This is a genomic window from Streptomyces sp. NPDC001933 (assembly GCF_042890955.1).
Taxonomy (GTDB): domain Bacteria; phylum Actinomycetota; class Actinomycetes; order Streptomycetales; family Streptomycetaceae; genus Streptomyces.
The window spans coordinates 37,363-55,837 of the sequence record NZ_JBIASS010000010.1 but is presented as its reverse complement, the minus strand read 5'-3'; the positions used below and the strand labels follow the sequence as shown (position 1 = coordinate 55,837).

Here is an 18,475-nt window from a genome sequence, read left to right as displayed (position 1 = left end):
GCCGGCTCAGCGCGTGGTGTCACAGCCGCTATGTACGGCGCCTCGCCGAGATTAATCTCGGAGGTCGGCCTCTGTGCATCGACTTGTCCGTGCGTTGCCTGTACTGCGAGAACGCGGCTTGTCCGAAGGTGACCTTCGCCGAGCAAGTGCCGGGGCTGACCGTGCGCTACCAGCGGCGCACACCCAAATTGCAGCACCTGGTAGAGGCTATCGGTGTGGTGCCGGCCGGCCGAGGTGGTGCCCGGATGCTGCGGATCCTGAACGTCACGCTCTCGCGATGCACCGTTATGGCCCAGCTGATGCGGGTGCCGCTTCCGCCACTGGAGACCCCCCGGGTGCTCGGTGTGGACGACTTCGCGCTCTACGGCGATACCTACGGCACCCTCCTGGTCGACGCCACCACCCGGCTCCCGCTCACCCTCTGGGAGGGCGCGACGCGGGAAAGCTCAGCTACTGGCTCCGTGGGCACCCAGGTGTCGAGGACGCCTGCCGCGACGGCTCCCTCATCTACTGGCAGGGCATCACCGCTGGCGCACCCGACGCCGTGCAGGTCAGCGATCGCTTCCCCCTCTGTCAGTGCCTCTCCCACCGCGTCCAGGACATCGCCTCCGCCCACCGCGGCCGCCTGTCCGTAGCACTGCCCCCGGCCAATGAGACCGATCCCGAACCGATCAAGAAGACTGCCGAGAACACCGCGGCGGACACTCGGGCCGGGCGGCATGCCTGCAGAGCCTCGACCAGTTCCTCCCGCGCGATCACCCACCGGCCGAGTTCGATCGCCGCAGCCTCCAACACCCCGGCCAGTCACGCGACTTCCTCCCGCAGCCCTTCCACTCGCACCCGGGCCGCTGTCTCCCGCTCCTTCAATCCGCACCGATGGCGGGTGCTGAGGGACCTCGCCGGCCTGGTCGACCGACTGGGAGCGGTGGGTCTGCGCCGAGCGTGGCGGGCATGCGCCATGGCGGACATCCGCCCCGCTCGGTCCGTTGATCCTGCCCGGACCCAACTGCGAGATTGGCCAGGCGGCTCGGCCGTTCTCGTGTCTGCGGGCTTGGCCGCACGGTGATGTTTCACTCCTTGGTTAGGAGCACGATGGCGCGACGAAGACGAACAGGTGTGATTGCCGCGGCGTCGGCCGTGTTGATCGCCGCGGCGCTGATGGCGCCTGCGGCCGCAGCCGCCGACCCGACCAACCGGACCGGCTCCGGGAGTGCCGGCGCGAGCAAGGTCGAACCCGCTGATCCCGACGGGCCACAGGGACCGGGTCGGTCGCCCGTCGCTGGGCTCGACGACCGGGCCGGGCGCGACAACCCGGACTCCATCTACAGGGAGGGGAAGACCGACAGGTTCCAGCCGCTGGCCGACGATTTGCTGTCGGACACTGCGGCCGAGAAGCTTGGCAACGCCGACACCAGGCTGCTGCAGCAGGCGCAGGCGTCGAAGAAGAAGTCTGTCACGGTGTTGATGCTGGCCCGGAAGGGCGCGACCGAGGACGTCGTCGCCGCGGTGGAGAAGGCCGGCGGGACTGTCGGGTCGGTGACCGGAAAGGTCGGCTACGTCCGGGCGACCGTCCCGACCGGCAGCGTGACCGCCTTGGCCGGCCTTCGGTCGGTCGCGGCGATCGACCTGAACCGGACGTACAAGATCCCGGGCCCGGATCTGGGCGCCGCGGGTGCGAGGCCGGCTGCAACGAAGGCCGCGAGGCCGACCGCGCCCGGCGCGAACACGCCCGCCGACAACCCGTACCTACCGGTCAACGAAACCGGCGCCGAGGCCTTCGTCAAGAACAACCCGGCCTGGGACGGGCGCGGCACGGTCATCGGCGTGCTGGACACCGGCGTCGACGTCGAGCATCCCGCACTACAGACGACCAGCGACGGCAAGCCCAAGATTGTCGATTGGGTAACCGAGACCGATCCGGTCACCGACCGCGACGGCAGCTGGGTGCGGATGTCCACCACCAAGACGGGTCCGACGTTCAGCTACCTGGGCAAGACCTGGACGATCCCGGAGGGCACGTTCCAATTCGGCGTTTTCTACGAGGGTGCGACGGCCGGGAGCGACTTCGAGGGCGACCTCAACCGGGACGGCGACACCCTGGACTTCCACGGGGTTCTGTACGACCCGACCACACACAGGATCTGGGTCGACGGCAACAACAACCAGGACCTCACCGACGAGACACCGATGGCCCCGTTCGCGGTCGACCGCCAGGTCGGCCACTTAGGGAGCGACGACCCCGCAACACCAAAGAACGAGCGCATCCCGTTCGTCGTCGAGTACCGCGACAACGTCGATCTCTCCCCGCTCGGCGGCAGCAACGTCGGCAAGACCGCGAACTACGTGTCTATCGGATTGCCGGTCGCCTCGCACGGCACCCATGTGGCGGGGATCACCGCCGGCACGTCGATGTTCGGCGGCCGGATGCACGGCGCCGCACCGGGCGCGCAGATCGTGTCCGCCCGCGCCTGCACCTGGGGCGGTGGCTGCACCCAGGCGGCACTGACCGAGGGCATGATCGACCTGGTCACCAATCGCCATGTCGATGTCGTCAACCTGTCCCTCGGTGGGCTTCCTGCATTGAACGACGGCTCCGACGTGATCGCCGCGCTCTACGACAAGCTGATCGACAACTTCGGCGTGCAGATCATCATCGCCGCCGGTAACGACGGCCTCGGCACCAACACCGTCAGTTCGCCGTCCGTGGCGGGCAAGGCCATCTCGGTCGCCGCATCCGTCAGCTCCGACACCTGGTGGGCCGGCTACGGGTCGAAGGTCGCCACCAAGCAGGGCATCTTCGGCTTCTCCTCCCGCGGCCCCGCTGAGAACGGGGCGCTGGCGCCGCAGGTGTCCGCGCCCGGCGCCGCCATCTCCTCGATCCCGATGTGGCTCTCCGGTGAAGCCGTCCCCGAGGCCGGGTATTCGCTGCCGGTCGGGTACGGCATGGCCAACGGCACCTCCATGGCGGCCCCGCAGGTCGCCGGAGCGGCGGCGCTGCTGCTGTCGGCCGCCAAGGCCCATTCGCTGACGGTCAGTTCGGCGGCGCTGAAGACCGCCCTGACCGGCACCGCCGACCCGATCCCCGGCGTCCCGACCGTCGCGCAGGGCGCCGGCATCATCGACACCGTCGCGGCCTGGAAGCAGCTCCGTGCCGGCATCAACACCAATGAGCTCACTGTGTCGGCTCCCGTTTGTAGTTCGCTGTCCGGCCTGCTCGCGACCCCGAACACCGGCGTCGGCATCTACAACCGTTGTCTGCCAACGGATGGCGGCCAGGTGACCGGTGCGCGGAAGACCTACAAGGTCGGCGTCACCCGGACCAGCGGTGCCGCAGGGAACGTCGTGCACCGGATCGGATGGATCGGCAACGACGGCACGTTCAGCGCCCACGCGGCAATGCCCCTGAAGCTCGGAAAGGCGGCCGACATCACGGTCACCGCGACCGCGACGAGCTCCGGCGTGCATAGCGCGATCCTGACCATTGATGACCCGGCGACGGGCGGCATCGACCAGTTCGTCGCCGTCACCGTGCTGGCGACCAAGCCGCTGGCCAAACCCGACTACGCGGTCACCCGTTCCGGCACGCTCGGCCGAACCGGAACCACCTCGCTGCTGGTGCCCGTTCCCAAGGGCGTCGAAGCACTGCAGCTGACACTGGGCGGGCTTGCCGACGGCAGCCAGGTCCGCGCATTGCCCATCGACCCCGAGGGCATGCCCGCGGACTCCAACGCCAGTTACCACTGCTACACCAACTACACCGACCCGGCGAACTGCAACGCCACCGCACGACCGGTGTACCGACCCAAACCCGGCATCTGGGAGTTCGTGATCGAGTCTCGCAGGACGTCTCCGGTCAAACGGAACCCGTACACAGCGACGGTTTCGCTGCAGGGCATGTCGTTCGATCCGGGGACCGTCGCAGTCGACAAGGTGACGATGAACTCGCCGACGAAAGTCGGCTCGACGGGGACGAACACCTTTGGCCCCGCGATCGCCCACGTCGCAACTGGCGAGATCGGCGATGTCCGCAATTTGTTCTCGACGGTCTCGCAAGGCGAAATCACGTCCAACATGCTCTATGTTCCGCGTCAGACGACCCGGCTCGACGTGACGCTGACGCCCAGAGACACTGCCGATCTGGACTTCTATGTGTATTTCAACGGCAGGCCGATAGGTCAGAGCACCACGACCGGGGACTCGCCCGAGCACATCGTCATCGATGATCCACAGCCGGGTACGTACTTCATCGTGGTCGCGGGAGTCGCCGTGCCCGGAGACAACGTCACGTTCGACTACCACCAAGAGATGTACTCGAAGGGCCTCGGCACGATCACGCCCAAATCCGACGCGAAGTACACGGTTGCCACGGGCCAGTCGATGCCGGTCGACGGGGCAATTATCGTCAGCGCTCGGCAGTTGACCAAGGATCCCATGGTCGGCCGGGTCCGAGTGGCCAACAAGTACGGCACGATCATCGGGGCGGCGGACGTCACGATCGCCACTGTCGATGTCCCCAAACTCGATCTGGTCGCGTGGACCCCGCCATTCGTCGGCGCGGCCCTCAATGAGAGCGGCGTAGTCGCGGGGGATCGCCAGTACAACGCCAGGATGACGCCGACCATCTGGACGGCCGCCGACGGGTTCACCAACCTGGATCTTGCCGGGGGCAGGTACGGATCGGCTCTGGACCTGAATGACGGCCAGATCGCCGTCGGTATCGCGACGGACAGTGCGTTGCATTATCTTCCCGCCCAATGGGCCAAGGATGGATCGCTCACCGTGCTCGGCGTCCCGGATTGGCGGCCCTATTCCAGCGGCTACGCGACCGCCGTGAACAACAAGGAGGTGGTCACCGGATTCTCCGAAGCAATCGTCAAGGAGCCCGACGGTAAGAACCACAGCTACAGTGACGGGTTCGTGCGGACGCCGGATGGGACGTTCAGCAAGCTGGCCCACCTGTCCTCGGATATGACGGTAACCCAGCCGCGCGCCATCAACGATGCCGGAATGATCGTCGGTGCCTCGCACACCGATGGCCATGTGCCGCACGCGGTCGCCTGGGATGCGACGTCAGGTGCTGTTCAGGATCTCGGCACGCTTCCGGGACAGCATTCGGCCCAGGCGAACGATGTGAACACCTCCGGGACCGTCGTGGGAACCAGCGGTGACGACGCGTTCGTGTGGACCAAGGCCGGCGGAATGCAGCGCCTTGCCGACTACGGATACAACGCGACCGGTGAGAAAGTCACCGACGACGGGTGGATCCTCGGAACTGTCGAAATTTTCCCGGACGTCGCGGTGTCGGCGATGTGGGACCCGCAGGGACGGCTCTGGGATCTGTCCGGCATGGTGCCGCTCTCTGCCGGTGATCGCTTCACGCCGACCTACAGCTTCGACATCAACGATCACCACCAGCTCATGGTCTACGGCGAGGGCGGCCCGAACGCCGCCTGGTCCAGCTCGGTGATGCTGAGGATCCCGGCAGGTCTGGGCAACTAGGCCCCGGTGCCACCTCGTCCCGTCGAGCCACCGCAGTCGGTGGCTCGACGGGACGAAGGCGTTCAGAGGCGGCCCCGGTCCCGCGTGTGCCAGCCGAGCAACACCCGGGATTCGGTGTCGGCCAGATCCATCAGCCTGCGGACCCTGCGCTGCATGGTCCGCAGGCTGATCTCCAGTCGGGCAGCGGCCGTGGCATCGCTCCTCCCGAGTCCAGGTCTGGGCGACGAGGCGCTGCTCGATCAAGCCAAAGCAGGTGAACAGGAGCACACTCAGATGGCGACGGCTCGACCGTCTCGAACGTCATCTGGGAGTGCTGCGCGCGGCGCACGCCGAAAACAGAACCGACCTCGCCGGAACACAGCACTGCGAGCATCAGGGCCTGGCGAGGCATACGAGAACACTCATCGAGCAGAACATGTACGCCTTCGCCCGCCGCAACGCCGAACGGTGCGACCTCTTGTTGCACCGACAGCACCGCGAACGCGCACCCGACCTTGTCGGACTGCTGCGCCGGTCGTTGCTCACCGACGACCTGCCCCCGGCGAAGGAAATACAGCGCAGCCTGCACCTGGCCGAGGACGACGGCCATATCGAGGCCGCCCTGATCACCCTTCGGGGCATGTGCTCCTGATTGGCCGGGCAGATCCACCACGCCGGCCTCCGCCACGAGCGGAACTTTGACCTGACTGAAGGGCCCCGGTCATCCCGGGCAGACAGGAGCCCTGGCCCACGTGTGACCCCGGCAACCTGTCCGGCTCCTCATGACACCCGCGCATGTCGCCGACGGGAGACCACGCTGTAGCGGCTCTGAACGCCCGTACGACGCGGCAGGTAGTAGTCCGCCGCCCGCAGACAACGCGGGCAAGGGAGACGTCGGCCGCCGGTCGCCAGGTGCGCCGCGTTCCTCCTCAGGACTTCGACACCGTCACCGCCGGACTCACGCACGAGTGGAGCTCCGGGAAGGTCGAAGGCAACGTCAACCGTGTGAAAACGATCAAGCCAGCCATGTACGGACGGGCCTCGTTCCGACTCCTTCGGATCCGAATCCTCACCCGGTCGTGATCCGGCCCGCTGTTCGGCGTCTGCGGCTGCCGGTCAGAGCTGACCAATGATCCGTCCAGTCAGCTCTGCGAAGAACTCTCGGAGGTTGGCGGCGGCAAGGTCGAACTGGTCGAACCATGAAGCGGTGGTGGACCTCCAGACCCGCCCGGAGCCCGCCAGCGCGAACAGATGGCCACCGCCATCGCTGGCGAACACCAGGGCAGGCTCTTCTCCGTCGATCTGGATGGCCCCGTACTCGCGGAAGTCGCTTGCGACCGTTGAGGCCGGGTGGACGAAGTAGCCGCTGTCCACATCAGGCAGGGAGACCTCGCCGATCACCCAATACATCGTCGTCAAGTCCGAGGGAATCGGTGTCAGTTCCACGAGCTTGTCCGTCGCCCTGCGGCTCTCGTTCGTCGCCCGCGCGACCACGTTCCTACCGGGGCCGTGCCGCGCCTGGAACGACTGCATCAGTTCCGTGAGTGCCGCGTCCGCCTGCTCGCACCAGCCGCGGACCCATTCGGCTTCAAGCTGTTCATCAGCCACGATCGACCTCGTCGCCCCCAAGAGGACTCGCTTTCCGCGAGTCCGGAAGAACATACAGGAGTGTTCACGCAGATCCGGTCAGAGCCGGATTCAAGGAGCCCCAACAGCTTCCAGAACAGAGGTGGCGGCGACGCAGTGATCTTGCTCAGGCTGAGCGCCTCCAAATCTCATTCCACCGCTCGGCCCAAGCCAGAAGAACTATCCGCTCGGCGGCAGTCGGGTGCGCGCTGAGACTCACCCCCGCATCGAGTGCATAGCTGGTGCAGGAAGTGCCCAGACCTCCAATGAGTCGTCCCCCTGTCTGTGCCGCAGGCACGGCACAACGAGGACGCTGCTGTGGGCAGGATGACGGAACGGAGTATGCGCTCCACAACTTCCGGGAGCGGTTCGGTGGGGTGGAGTTCCGGATTGGGACAGTAGGCCAGGCTCCCTTGTGAACCACGTCCCTTGTCCCACCAGCTGCCATCGCTCCTGGGATGGCGAAGCCCAGTGGCCTTCTCTTGCCGACGGCGAGCCACGAAGGCGGCCTTGCCCGCCAGCCAATGCCGGCGGGCTGCGTGAAGCTCCACCACCGTGCGGACCAGCGAGGCCGGGTCCTTCTCCGGATCAGCAGGAATTCGTGCGCTACGGCATAGGTGCTGATACGTGGCGCGAAAACCATATGGGGCGAAAGTGGTGATACACGTCCGGAATGCGGCATGACGAGCACGAACGGGTTGGCTCGTGTCGTGCACGCGTCGACGATGAGTCTCAAAGCCGGCCACCTGCGTGAGGATACGGTCACGCTTACCGGCCCTGCATCTGACTATCGGTGGTAGGGCAGTGCTCGTCCACATTGACGGCTTGGCTTGGCTCTTAAGATCTGACCTCAACTTGGTGAGTCTAGGAGCATACGAGTGTGCTGCTGTTGCGAGGACCTGCCCGCATCATGACGTGCGGTGGGGCGGCGAGTCTTCGAACCAGGGGGCCGTCCGGGCCCGGGACTCGACGGCTTCGGTGCACAAGTCGGAGAGCCGGCCTCGCGCACAGGGTCCTGGGCCCCCTTCGGACGCAGGCCGGCGTCATCTTGTTCGGTGAGGTCGGCCTCTCCCATGGTCGCCGAAGGTCGGTGGCCAGCGGGCGGGCGAGCCGGAGCTGGGCATAAGCAGCGATCACCAGCCACGTCCAACGGTCTGTTGAGCAGTCGAAACGCATGCTCCAGGTCGAAGCGTCGGAGGAAGGACTGCCACAGCGGTCGACGCCGTCCGGGGTGGCGCTCGTGCCCGAACATCACAGCCACACGGGCTTGTTGACCCCGCTGCTGGGCAGTCTCTCCACGGCTGGGCGGATGACAGGGCCCGCGATGATGGGCAGTTCAGCGCGTCGTACATTGCGACGTTCCCGCGCCGGTGCTCGGCCGTCAGGGTGAGGTCCACCGGCGTGGTCACCGGCCCATCCGCGCACAGCAACGCGTCGGTCAGTTCGGTGCCTCCCCGCGCACAGGCAGGCAGTCGAAGAAGTCGTCCCGGAAGTGTGACGCCACCGCGAATGCCTTCCGCCGGACATCGTGATGCAGCAGACTCACCCCTCACAGCCTTTGTACTGGTCAAGTGCCGCCTCTTTGGTCGGAGCGCAGGATCAGACGAAGGCCGTGCTCAGGTCCCCGCAATCCTCGTACGAGCGATCACGTTCGGGGCATCGTTCGAGGCCAGGGGTGTACTCGAAGCACCACCGGCGGGTCAACCTGAGCACACTTGTTCGCAAGCGCGCGTGCTTGGGGCTATCCAGAGATGGCTCCGGGGTCGACGCCGGTCAGATCACAGCTTGCGTCCCACAACTGCGCCGCGACGGGGGTGTCGGCAAGGTGGTTCCATACCGGTTCATGTCGGGGCTCGCCGCGCAGGCCGAAGACGCGCGGTCCCCACAGCTGACCTCCATGCACGGCCGGGTCGAGCACCGCCCGGACCGCGGGCCATGCGCCGGCATGCTTGCCCTGGACGAGGAGAGCCGCAGGTACCGCGCTCAGCCGTGCGCTGATGGTTCTCACATGAACCGGCGGCCGTGACGGCGTGAGGGAGTCCAGCGCGCCGCCGGGATGGACCACCGCGCTTGTCACCGTGCTGCCGACAGCGCGCAGGCGGCGGTCGAGTTCGAGGCCAAAATACATCTGCGCCAACTTGGAGCGTCCGTAGGTGCGCTTGGGCTGGAAGTCATTCCAGGACTGCAGGTCGTCCAGGTCGAGCCGCTCCGACTTCGCTGCGAAGCTGCCCATGGTCACAACGCGAGCCGCCGGCGCAGCCGACAGCAGCGGCATCAGCCACTGGGTCAATGCGAAGTGCCCGAGGTGGTTCGTGCCGAACATGAGCTCGTGACCGTCCTCGGTCTCCCTGCGCGGCGGGTCGTCGAGCGCGACGCCGGCGTTGTGGACCACCGCGTCGAGGCGTTCAACCTCCAGTGATTCCACTGCCGTTTGCAGCGAACCGAGGTCGGCGAGGTCCAGCCGTACGGACCGCACCCGCGCACCGGCAACGCGTGCACGGATCGAGGCCATGGCGACCTCGGCCTTCGCAGGATTCCGGCTGCCAAGTACCACGGTCGCTCCGGCTTCCGACAACTGCTCCGCGACGAAGTACCCGATGCCGGCGTTGCCACCAGTGACCAGGAAGATGCTGCCGTCGGCACGTGGCAGCCGTTTGACATTCCAGGGCGGAGTGGAGGATGCGGACGACATGGCGACGGGGCTCCCTTGCTGTTGAAGGCGGCTGCGGCTGCTCTGCCGGCCACTCGACACCCACGGTTTCAGCGGCCACCGACACATCGCCTATGGATCAACGACAGTCCCGCCAGACGGCCGATATCCCACCGACACAGTGCCGGCCCATCACGCGCTGTGCCGGTGAACGTCACGTTGGCCAACCGGAGCACTCAAAGGCCAACTGGGACGCTCAGCCACCAGAGGTTCAAAGACAAGCCGAGCACCTGCGTCTGAGCTGTTCATGACATGCGGCAGCCCTCTAGGAACCGGATATCGGGACCGCTGACGGTTGGTGGGAGCCACAACGGGGCCATGGGAGACCTGGGCGGTGACGAGGTCGCGGCGTGGCGCGTCGCAGGGGGTTCACGTGCCGCGGCGTATGTCATGTCGGCCGTTGTCGTGTTCGTAGCTGCTCAGTGCCGGTTCTGGTGGGTGCCGGCACCGACGTGGGCGGGTGTCCGGCTCACAGGCGTGTGGACGGGGCTGGCAGTGGGTGCCTGCTGCTTCTTCTGGTGGGTGATATTGCGAGTCCGGCTCGAGATCGGCCCTGAACTGGTCGTCGCGGTCAACCCGTGGGGTACTCAGTGGTTGCCCGTGGAGCAGGTCACGCATGTGACGCTCGGCAACTGGGGTGCCGAGTTCCACCGGGCTGACGGGTTCAAGACCACGGCGTATGCCCTCAGCGGCATGGCGGGACACGAGGGCAAAGTGCAGGGTTCGAATCGTTTCGCGGAAGTCCAGGCCGCGCTTGAGAGGGCACGACGGCCTGCTTGATATCCGGTTACAGGCGGCTGTGTCAGGTGGCGCGGAGTGAGGGCCGGGCCTGTGAGGGCTTCTTCGGCTGGCGAGGCATGTTGGATCGGCCCGTTCCCGGGCGCCCGCGATATACCGGAATGGTTCGGCCGAGCCATTTCGTGGACTCTCGTTCGAGATCGTCGGCCGGCCCTCGTGGAAGGTGCTTCGGTCGAAGCACCTGTCCGACCTGAGGCTTTCGGTCCGGCCGGACCGACCTGCTCACCCAGCTTTTCGGAGTCAACGGCAGACCCTCACCAGGGCCGTTCACCGAGTCCAGCCCTTCCTGGCCGAGCACGGCTACACCATCCCACCCTCGACAGCCGGCTTCCGCACGCCCGCCGACGTCACCGTGTCCTCGCGAACAGCAGCTCCACGAAGATCAAATCAGCATGTTGATTCTCGGCGAGCCCTTACGGCCTCGTGCATGGTTGAGGTTGGGGTGAGGGCGTGCTGAGCTTGTGGTTGGCGTTTTGATCACGCGGGCGTGGTCAGTGCGAGTGCCTTCGGTCGTTTGTCGGTCGGCCAGTTTTGCGCCGCGAGGCCCTGATGGCCGGCGTCGGCAGTGGTGCCTGTGCAGGTCATTGGCTCCGATTGCGGTGGGCGGCGACTCGGACCCGGGTTCCGCAGCGGGTCGAGCAGTAGCGCTGCGGGGTGCGTCGCCCTGTGTCGATGAAATAGCGGTCGCATCCGGGCGCGGCACAGCGGCCCCATGCGCAGTATCCGCGTTCGCTGAGCCAGAGCGCCAGGGCGAGCGCGGCGGTGGACAGCAGCCATTGGGCCGGCTGTGCGTCGTGGGGGGCCTGAGTATGGAGTGACCAGCGGCGTTCCGGCATACGGGCCAGTCGAGGTTGGGCGGGGTACCGGTCGAGCAGGGTATTGATCGCCTCTGCGGCGCTGTCCTCGTCCTTCGTGTTGAAGATGCTGACGATGACCGCCACGGCCTCGCGCACCTCTTCCGTGGTGGTCTCGGTCAGTCGCAGAGGCGGGCCGCCGTGTGCTTCCACCACGGCTTCGAGTCCGGCCGATGTGGCTCCGCTTCCGTCCTGTACGGCATTGATCAGATCGGCCAGGAAGTAGAGGCCGCGTGGGTTGTCGTCGGTGAACTGCTGGTCCATGGGCTCTTCCGCTCGGTGAGCTGGCATCACCTCACCATGGTAACGTCTAAATCGTTCATAGTCGTTACGCGATTGATCGTGCAGGCAGGAAGAGGCTCGCCGTGTCCGAGACGCATACGTCCGTGCTGGTCGTCGGGGGCGGACCCGTCGGTCTGACCTTGTCCTGTCTGCTGTCGGACCACGGTGTGGACCACGTCCTGATCGAGGCTCACCCCACTACCTCGCGCCATCCCAAGGCCCGGGGTGTCTCGGCCCGGTCCATGGAGATCTTCCGGCGCATCGGGCTGGAGGGAGCGGTCCGCGCCGCGGGGCTGTCGGCCGACCAGGTCCACTTCTACCGGGGTCGCGACCTCGTCGACCCCGACTACGTCCGCACCGGCCTCGCCCGGGAACCCGGCGAGGGCCCCGAAAGTACACCGTCGCCGGGCCTCATCTGCTCCCAGGACGCTCTGGAACCCCTGCTGCTGCGGCACGCCGAGGAGCGGGCCGGCTCCCGGGTCCGCTTCGGCAGTCGGCTGGCCTCCTTCGCCGATGACGCCCTTGGCGTACAAGCCGTCATCGAGGAACGGGCCACCGGCCGCCGGCACCGCCTGCGGGCGGACTGGCTCGTCGGCTGCGACGGCGCCGCAAGCACCGTGCGCGCCGGGGCCGGGATCAGGATGGAAGGCCCAACCGGTCTGGGGCGATACCTGAGCATCCGCTTCGAGGCACCCTTGGGCCGGGCGGTGGCCGACCGCGCCAGCGCCTCGTACTTCCTCACCGCCCCGGGGCGGGGCGGGTTCATGGCCGTCGACAACGACCGTCACTGGATCTACCAGTACCCCCTTGCCGCGGACGCGAGCGCCGAGGTGGATCCGACGGACCACCAACTCCTGGCAGGACTGGTCCGCACGGCCGCAGGCATCCCCGACCTGGAGGTGACGGTCCGCGACACGATGACCTGGCGCATGGACGCCCAACTCGCCGACACCTACCGCCACTCACGCGTCCTGCTGGCGGGCGATGCCGCCCACGTCATCCCGCCGACCGGCGGGCACGGCATGAACACCGGTATCGGCGACGCCGACAACCTCGCCTGGAAACTCGCCGCCGTCACCGCCGGGTACGCCGGCGAAGCCCTCCTGGACACCTACGAGACCGAGCGGCGCCCCCTCGCACGCCAGGTCATCGACATCTCCACCGCCAACGCGGCGCACCGGACCGGCTACCGCATCGACGACGAACTCCTGCTGACCGCCGCCTACCGATCCGCCGCCGTCATCTCCGACCCGGAGGATGCCGATCACCCCAGCACCCTGGACACGTCCGGTTCCCGCCCCGGCGGCCGGCCAGGAGAACGCGTACCCCACGCCCGCCTCACCGGAGGCCCCGCGCACGTGACATCCACCATCGACCTCATCGGCCCCGGCTTCACTCTGATCGCAGCCCACGACACCCTGGAATGGCAGCGGCAGGCCGAAGCCGTACAACGGGCGGGCATCCCCCTCACCCTCCGCAGCGTCCGCACCGCCGCGCAGCGGGAGGCCGAGCCTGGGCAGTGGGCACACCTCATCGGCTCCGACCACGAGGATGCCGCACTCCTGGTGCGCCCCGACGGACACATCGCCTGGCGCGGCACCTGCCCGGCGGACCTGTCGACTCTCCCGGCCCTCGTACGGCGCGTACTTGCGGCACCGTGACGCCCACAGGTGCTGTCCTGACGACCCGAGTGCGCGCCAGCCGGTCCGCCCTCCCGCTCACGGATCATCCGTGTGCTGTGTCATGGGGCCGTCGTCACCGCGTCGGCAGTGAACCTCCTTCGCCAGGAGAGCGCGACATGGACCAGGCCGGCCAGCACCGGCGCCTCGATGAGTGGGACGACGACACCGGACAGCGCCTGGCCGGAGGTGACACCGAAGGTCGCGATGACGACCGCGATGCCCAATTCGAGGTTGTTGCCCGCAGTTGTGAAGGCGAGGGTTGCGGTGCGGTCGTAGGCCGGCTCCAGCCCTTTGCCGAGGAGGAACGTGCCGAAGAGCATGACCGCGAAGCAGACCAGCAGCGGCAGCGTGATCCGGGCGACGTCCAGTGGCTGGGAGGTGATCGTCCTTCCCCGCAGGGCGTCGAGGCCGTCCACCCGATCCGCGACGACAAGACCCTGGTCGAGGGCTTTATCGCGGAGACCGCCCCGGCGAAACCGAAGGCTACGCCGTGAGCGAGATACTCGACGTCATCGGCTCCGGCCCCGCCGGCTCCGGATCGGCGGCGTGTAGATGCGCGGCGGCATAGGGGGAGGCCGGCCGCGAACGCTTCGGCCTCCTTCACCTTCGCCGCGAGTCCCCACGCGGGCCTGCGCGGGCCTGCGCGGTGACGGCCGGGCTGCTTTCCCGTGTCACCGATTCCTATGGGCACTGTTTCTCGGATCATGTTCGGAGTCAGATAGCGAGGGCTGCGAGTGCGACGGCGCCGAGGTAGATGTAGGCGCGTTTCTCGTAGTGGGTGGCAACGGCGCGGAAGCCTTTGAGACGGTTGATGGTGCGCTCGACGGTGTTGCGCTTCTTGTAACGTCACTGTCGAAACTGGTGGGTCGACCGCCTCGGGAACCTTGGTTCTTCCGATGCCTCTGCTGGTCGAGACGTTCGGGGACGGCGAGTGCGTCAAGATGGGCCAGGCCGTCAGCAGGGCGACCCTGGTCGAGGCACAGCTTGGACAGGGCGTGGAGAATTCAGTCGTCGCCGTGGCGGGCGTCGGCCTGGGCGCGCATCACTGCGATCGCCTCGTCGCCCCGGCCGTGCCAGGTCAGGAGCCACCTCACGCCATGGTGGCGTTGATCGGAGCGGCGTCAGTCGTCAGCTGCGACGAGGAGAGTGAGTGCTGTTGCCGGGCGGTCGATGAGGACGAGTTCGTGGTAGTCGATGTGGATCGGGCCGTAGTCGTGGAACGCGTCCTCGGGAAGCCGTCCCAGCAGGTATCTGCTGGTTGCCCTGCGGATCGGGGTGTAGATCTCCTGACGCAGGCGTGATGCGAGCGATTCCGGGACGTCCCCATGCTGGTTGGCCCAGGAGCGGACGACATCGACCGCCGTCTCGGCATCGACGGTCTCGTAGGCGTCAGGGGCGATGCGGTCAAGCCACCACTGGCCGTGCCGTGGCCAGTCTTGAACGCCGGCTCCGTCGTACGTGTCCCGAAACTGAGGATGCGCGATCAAAGCGGCCAGCACGTCCCGGTCGTCCAGCGGCTCGGACGATAGCTGGAAACGCTTGGCGGAAATCCAGCGGAAACCGTGGGAGCCCTCTTCGAAGTCGAAGTCGAAGTCTCGGAAGTTGATGAAAGGACTGTCCAGGTGGACGAGGGCGGGCAGTGGTTCCATGGTGATCACCGTAGATCTTGACGCTCTTCGCCCCGTCGATGATCTGCGGTTTGACCACTGACTATTCCTGACAGCGCCCATGGCCGGGACCGTATTTCCGCTCGGATCGAGCCCGCCGACCCCTACCCGGAGGGCTACGAAGCGACTGTCCAGCATAACGTCCGAGAGCAGGTAGGCCCTTCGCGAGGGATCTGTCAGCGGGAGGGGCGAACGGCCGGTTCTGCGGCCGTTCGCCCCTGGGGTGGCGGTTTCGGGTCAGGCGTCCAGGCGGCGCTTGGCCAGCCAGGTGACCATCTCGGGGTCGTGGTGGTCGAAGAACAGGGAGCTGCCCGTGTCGAGGGTGGCGATGGCGGCCATCTGCTCATCGGTGAGCTGGAAGTCGAAGACGTCGATGTTCTCGGCCATTCGCTCGGCGCGCACGGACTTGGGGATGGCGACGACGCCGCGCTGGGTCAGCCAGCGCAGTACGACCTGGGCGACGGACTTGTCGTACTTCTTGCCGATCTCGGCGAGCAGCGGGTTGGTGAACAGATCGTTCTTGCCCTCGGCGAAGCCGCCCCAGGACTGGATCTGCACCCCGTGCTCGCGCATGAGGTCCTGGTACTCGGCGCGCTGGAAGAAGGGGTGGGTCTCGATCTGGTTGACGGCCGGGGTGATCTCGTTGTTGACGATCAGGTCGATCAGCCGGTCGGGGTAGAAGTTGGCGACCCCGATCGCCTTGGCCGTGCCCTCGCGGTTGAGCTCCTCCATGGCGCGCCACTGGCCGTAGACGTCGCCGAAGGGCTGGTGCATCAGGTACAGGTCGAGGTGGTCCAGGCCCAGCTTGGTCAGGGACATCTCGAACGCGCGGCGGGTGTTGTCCTGGGCGGGGGCATCCTGGACCCACAGCTTGGTGGTGACGAACAGCTCCTCGCGCGGGATGTTGCTGGACTTGATGGCGCGGCCGACGGCTTCTTCGTTGCCGTAGGCGGCGGCGGTGTCCAGCAGGCGGTAGCCGGCGGCCAGGGCCTCGGAGACGGCGCGTTCGGTGTCGTCAGCGGGGATCTGGTAGACACCGAAGCCGAGGAGTGGCATCTCGACGCCGTTGTTGAGAGTGGTGGTCTGCATGAGCGGAATGTCCTTCGCTGTGCGGGTGGGAGGGTTTCAGGGGCGGATGAGAGCCTTGAGGACCTGGCGGTCGGCCATGGCCCGGTAGGCGTCCGGGGTCTGGTCGAGTGTGAAGTTCTGGTCGAAGACGCGGCCTGGGGTGATGGTGCCGTCCAGGACGTCGGTCAGCAGTTCTGGGATGTAGGCGCGGGCGGGGCTGGCGCCGCCGGTCAGGGTGATGTTGCGCATGAACGCGGCCGGGCCGATCGGCCACTGCTCGTGCTGGGGGACGCCCAGGCGGCTGATGGTGCCGCCGTCCCGAACCGCGCGGAGCGCGGTGTCCAGGGCCTGGCGGGTGCCGACGGCCTCGATGACCTTGTCCACGCCGCCGGTGAGCTCGCGGATGCGGGCGATGCCCTGATCGCCGCGCTCGGCAACGACGTCGGTGGCACCGAATTCGCGGCCCAGGCCGGTGCGCGCCTCGTGGCGGCCGGCCAGCACGATCCGCTCGGCACCCAGCCGCTTCGCGGCGATCACCGCGCACAGACCGACCGCGCCGTCCCCGATGACCAGCACAGCATCGCCGCGACTGACGCCGGCGGTGACGGCGCCGTGGTGGCCGGTGGTCATCACGTCGGACAGCGCCAGCAGCGAGGGCAGCAGCGTGGAGTCGGCAGCCACCGGCAACTTCACCAGGGTGCCGTCCGCATACGGGACGCGGACGGCTTCGCCCTGCCCGCCGTCGACGCCGTCGAAGCCGTACCGGCCGCCGTTGCGGCACGAGATGTGCAGGCCCTTGGCGCAGTAGTCGCAGGTGTTGTCGCTGTACGTGAACGGCGCGACGACCAGGTCGCCCGCCTTGAGGCCGGTCACGTCCGCGCCGGTCTCCTCGACGACGCCGAGGAACTCGTGCCCCATGGGGCGGCCGGGGTCGGTGGCCGGCATGGAAGCGTAGGGCCAGAGGTCGCTGCCGCACACGCACGCGGCCAGCGTACGCACCACCACGTCGGTCGGCTGGACGACCTTCGGGTCGGGCCGGTCCTCGACGCGGACGTCGCCGGCTCCGTACATCACTGCTGCACGCATGAGGGGGTAATACTCCAAACGGGGGTCGTGTCGGCCGGTGCGGATGATCAGCGTTCGAGCATCTGCGCCTGGGCCTCGGTATGGGTGTCGCCGGCGGCGGGCGGCAGGCTGCTGAGATTGTGGAACTGCTCGCTGGTCAGCGTGATGGCGTCGGCAGTGGTGTTCTCCTCGACCCGGCTGACGCGCTTGGTGCCGGGGATCGGTGCGATGTCGTCGCCCTGGGCGAGCAGCCAGGCCAGCGCGACCTGTGCCGGGGTGGCGCCGACCTCGGTGGCCAGTGACGTGACCTCCGGCGAGTGCCAGGTTGCGCCGGAAGTTCTCGCCGGTGAAACGCGGGTTGTCGCGCCGGAAGTCGCCTTCGTCGAACTGGTCGGTGGAGCGCACGGTGCCGGTCAGGAAGCCGCGGCCCAGCGGGGAGAACGGCACCAGGCCGATGTTCAGCTCCCGCAGGACGGGCAGGACACGCTCCTCGACACCGCGGGTCCACAGCGAGTACTCCGACTGCACCGCAGTGACCGGCTGGACGGCGTGTGCGCGGCGGACCGTGTCCGGACCGGCCTCGGAGAGCCCGAAGGCACGCACCTTACCCTCGGCAATCAGCTCCTTGACAGCGCCGGCGGTCTCCTCGACCGGCGTGTTCGGATCCACCTGGTGCTGGTAGTACAGGTCGATGTGGTCGGTGCCCAGCCGCTTCAAGGAGCCCTCGACCGCGGTGCGGATGTTGGCCGGCCTGGAGTCCAGGCTCCACGCGCCGTCGCCGCCGTGGGAGACCAAGCCGAACTTGGTGGCCAGCACCACCTGCTCCCGGCGGCCCTTCAGCGCCCGCCCGAGCAGCTCCTCGTTCGTGTAAGGGCCGTAGATCTCGGCAGTGTCGATGAGCGTGACACCCAGCTCCAGCGCCCGGAGCACGGTCCTGATCGACTCCGCCTCGTCGGTACCGGAGCCGGTGCAGCCGTGGGACATACCCATGGCGCCCAGCCCGATCCGGGAAACCTCCAGGGCACGCAGCTTGATGTACCGCATCTCGCCTTCTCGGGTTGGTGGCGTTGACCGTCCCGCACTCTCACCCGGCCCGGCAGATGGTGCTGGTCGGAGCCTGGGCGACGGCGAGGGGTCCGGTGTCTTCCTCATAAACCTTCGCCCTGATTGCTCCGGTGTGGCAGGGCGGGCTCTTCAGGGGTAATGACAGGGCCCCCTTCCGCCTGCGAAGCGGGTGCCCGTCGG

General features: G+C 67.4%; 10 protein-coding genes and 4 pseudogenes. 5 read left to right on the top strand and 9 right to left on the bottom strand.

Annotated elements, in window-relative coordinates:
- The first annotated feature begins 1,092 nt into the window (after positions 1-1,092).
- Positions 1,093-5,499 carry a S8 family serine peptidase gene (locus tag ACFYY7_RS23975; protein WP_388664306.1) on the top strand — a complete coding sequence of 1,469 codons (4,407 nt, stop codon included), beginning with the start codon at positions 1,093-1,095 and terminating at the stop codon, positions 5,497-5,499.
- A gap of 253 nt (positions 5,500-5,752) precedes the next feature.
- Complete coding sequence (locus ACFYY7_RS23970; RefSeq protein WP_388664305.1) at positions 5,753-6,130, top strand: hypothetical protein; 378 nt, start codon at positions 5,753-5,755, stop codon at positions 6,128-6,130.
- 464 nt (positions 6,131-6,594) lie between these two features.
- On the opposite strand, the gene ACFYY7_RS23965 is transcribed toward ACFYY7_RS23970, so the two are convergent.
- The 3 genes and pseudogenes from ACFYY7_RS23965 to ACFYY7_RS23955 all read right to left on the bottom strand — a co-directional run bounded on the left by ACFYY7_RS23965 (position 6,595) and on the right by ACFYY7_RS23955 (position 9,796).
- The gene (locus tag ACFYY7_RS23965; RefSeq protein WP_388664303.1) at positions 6,595-7,086 is read right to left on the bottom strand and encodes a hypothetical protein; all 492 of its coding nucleotides are present in this window, start codon (positions 7,084-7,086) and stop codon (positions 6,595-6,597) included.
- An 868-nt stretch (positions 7,087-7,954) separates the two neighbouring features.
- A pseudogene (locus ACFYY7_RS23960) lies at positions 7,955-8,439 on the bottom strand (transposase); the annotation flags it as partial.
- 406 nt (positions 8,440-8,845) lie between these two features.
- A complete protein-coding gene (locus ACFYY7_RS23955) occupies positions 8,846-9,796 on the bottom strand; it encodes an SDR family NAD(P)-dependent oxidoreductase (RefSeq protein ID WP_388664301.1) in 951 nt (316 codons plus the stop codon).
- Between the two features lie 336 nt (positions 9,797-10,132).
- Between ACFYY7_RS23955 and ACFYY7_RS23950 the strand changes: the two genes are divergently transcribed.
- Both ACFYY7_RS23950 and ACFYY7_RS23945 read left to right on the top strand, forming a co-directional pair.
- Complete coding sequence (locus ACFYY7_RS23950; RefSeq protein WP_388664300.1) at positions 10,133-10,594, top strand: hypothetical protein; 462 nt, start codon at positions 10,133-10,135, stop codon at positions 10,592-10,594.
- Positions 10,595-10,818: 224 nt separating this feature from the next.
- Positions 10,819-11,011, top strand: a pseudogene (locus ACFYY7_RS23945) (ISAzo13 family transposase); the annotation flags it as partial.
- Positions 11,012-11,193: 182 nt separating this feature from the next.
- On the opposite strand, the gene ACFYY7_RS23940 reads toward ACFYY7_RS23945, so the two are convergent.
- Positions 11,194-11,730 (bottom strand): CGNR zinc finger domain-containing protein, encoded by a 537-nt coding sequence (locus tag ACFYY7_RS23940; protein WP_388664298.1) that lies wholly within the window; start codon positions 11,728-11,730, stop codon positions 11,194-11,196.
- A 101-nt stretch (positions 11,731-11,831) separates the two neighbouring features.
- On the opposite strand from ACFYY7_RS23940, the gene ACFYY7_RS23935 reads away from it, so the two are divergent.
- On the top strand, positions 11,832-13,409 hold the full coding sequence (locus ACFYY7_RS23935) for an FAD-dependent monooxygenase (RefSeq protein WP_388664296.1): 1,578 nt from the start codon (positions 11,832-11,834) through the stop codon (positions 13,407-13,409).
- An 80-nt stretch (positions 13,410-13,489) separates the two neighbouring features.
- Here the strand turns inward: ACFYY7_RS23935 and ACFYY7_RS23930 are convergent.
- The 5 genes and pseudogenes from ACFYY7_RS23930 to ACFYY7_RS23910 all read right to left on the bottom strand — a co-directional run.
- Positions 13,490-13,837, bottom strand: a pseudogene (locus ACFYY7_RS23930) (arsenic resistance protein); the annotation flags it as partial.
- Positions 13,838-14,551: 714 nt separating this feature from the next.
- Positions 14,552-15,079: a hypothetical protein gene (locus tag ACFYY7_RS23925; RefSeq protein ID WP_388664294.1), complete on the bottom strand. Its 528-nt coding sequence runs from the start codon at positions 15,077-15,079 to the stop codon at positions 14,552-14,554.
- Positions 15,080-15,334: 255 nt separating this feature from the next.
- Positions 15,335-16,186: an aldo/keto reductase gene (locus ACFYY7_RS23920; RefSeq protein ID WP_388664292.1), complete on the bottom strand. Its 852-nt coding sequence runs from the start codon at positions 16,184-16,186 to the stop codon at positions 15,335-15,337.
- A gap of 36 nt (positions 16,187-16,222) precedes the next feature.
- Positions 16,223-17,251, bottom strand: a complete 1,029-nt coding sequence (locus tag ACFYY7_RS23915) for a zinc-binding dehydrogenase (protein ID WP_388664290.1) — start codon at positions 17,249-17,251, stop codon at positions 16,223-16,225.
- Between the two features lie 47 nt (positions 17,252-17,298).
- Positions 17,299-18,274: pseudogene (locus ACFYY7_RS23910) on the bottom strand (aldo/keto reductase).
- Between the last annotated feature and the right edge of the window lie 201 nt (positions 18,275-18,475).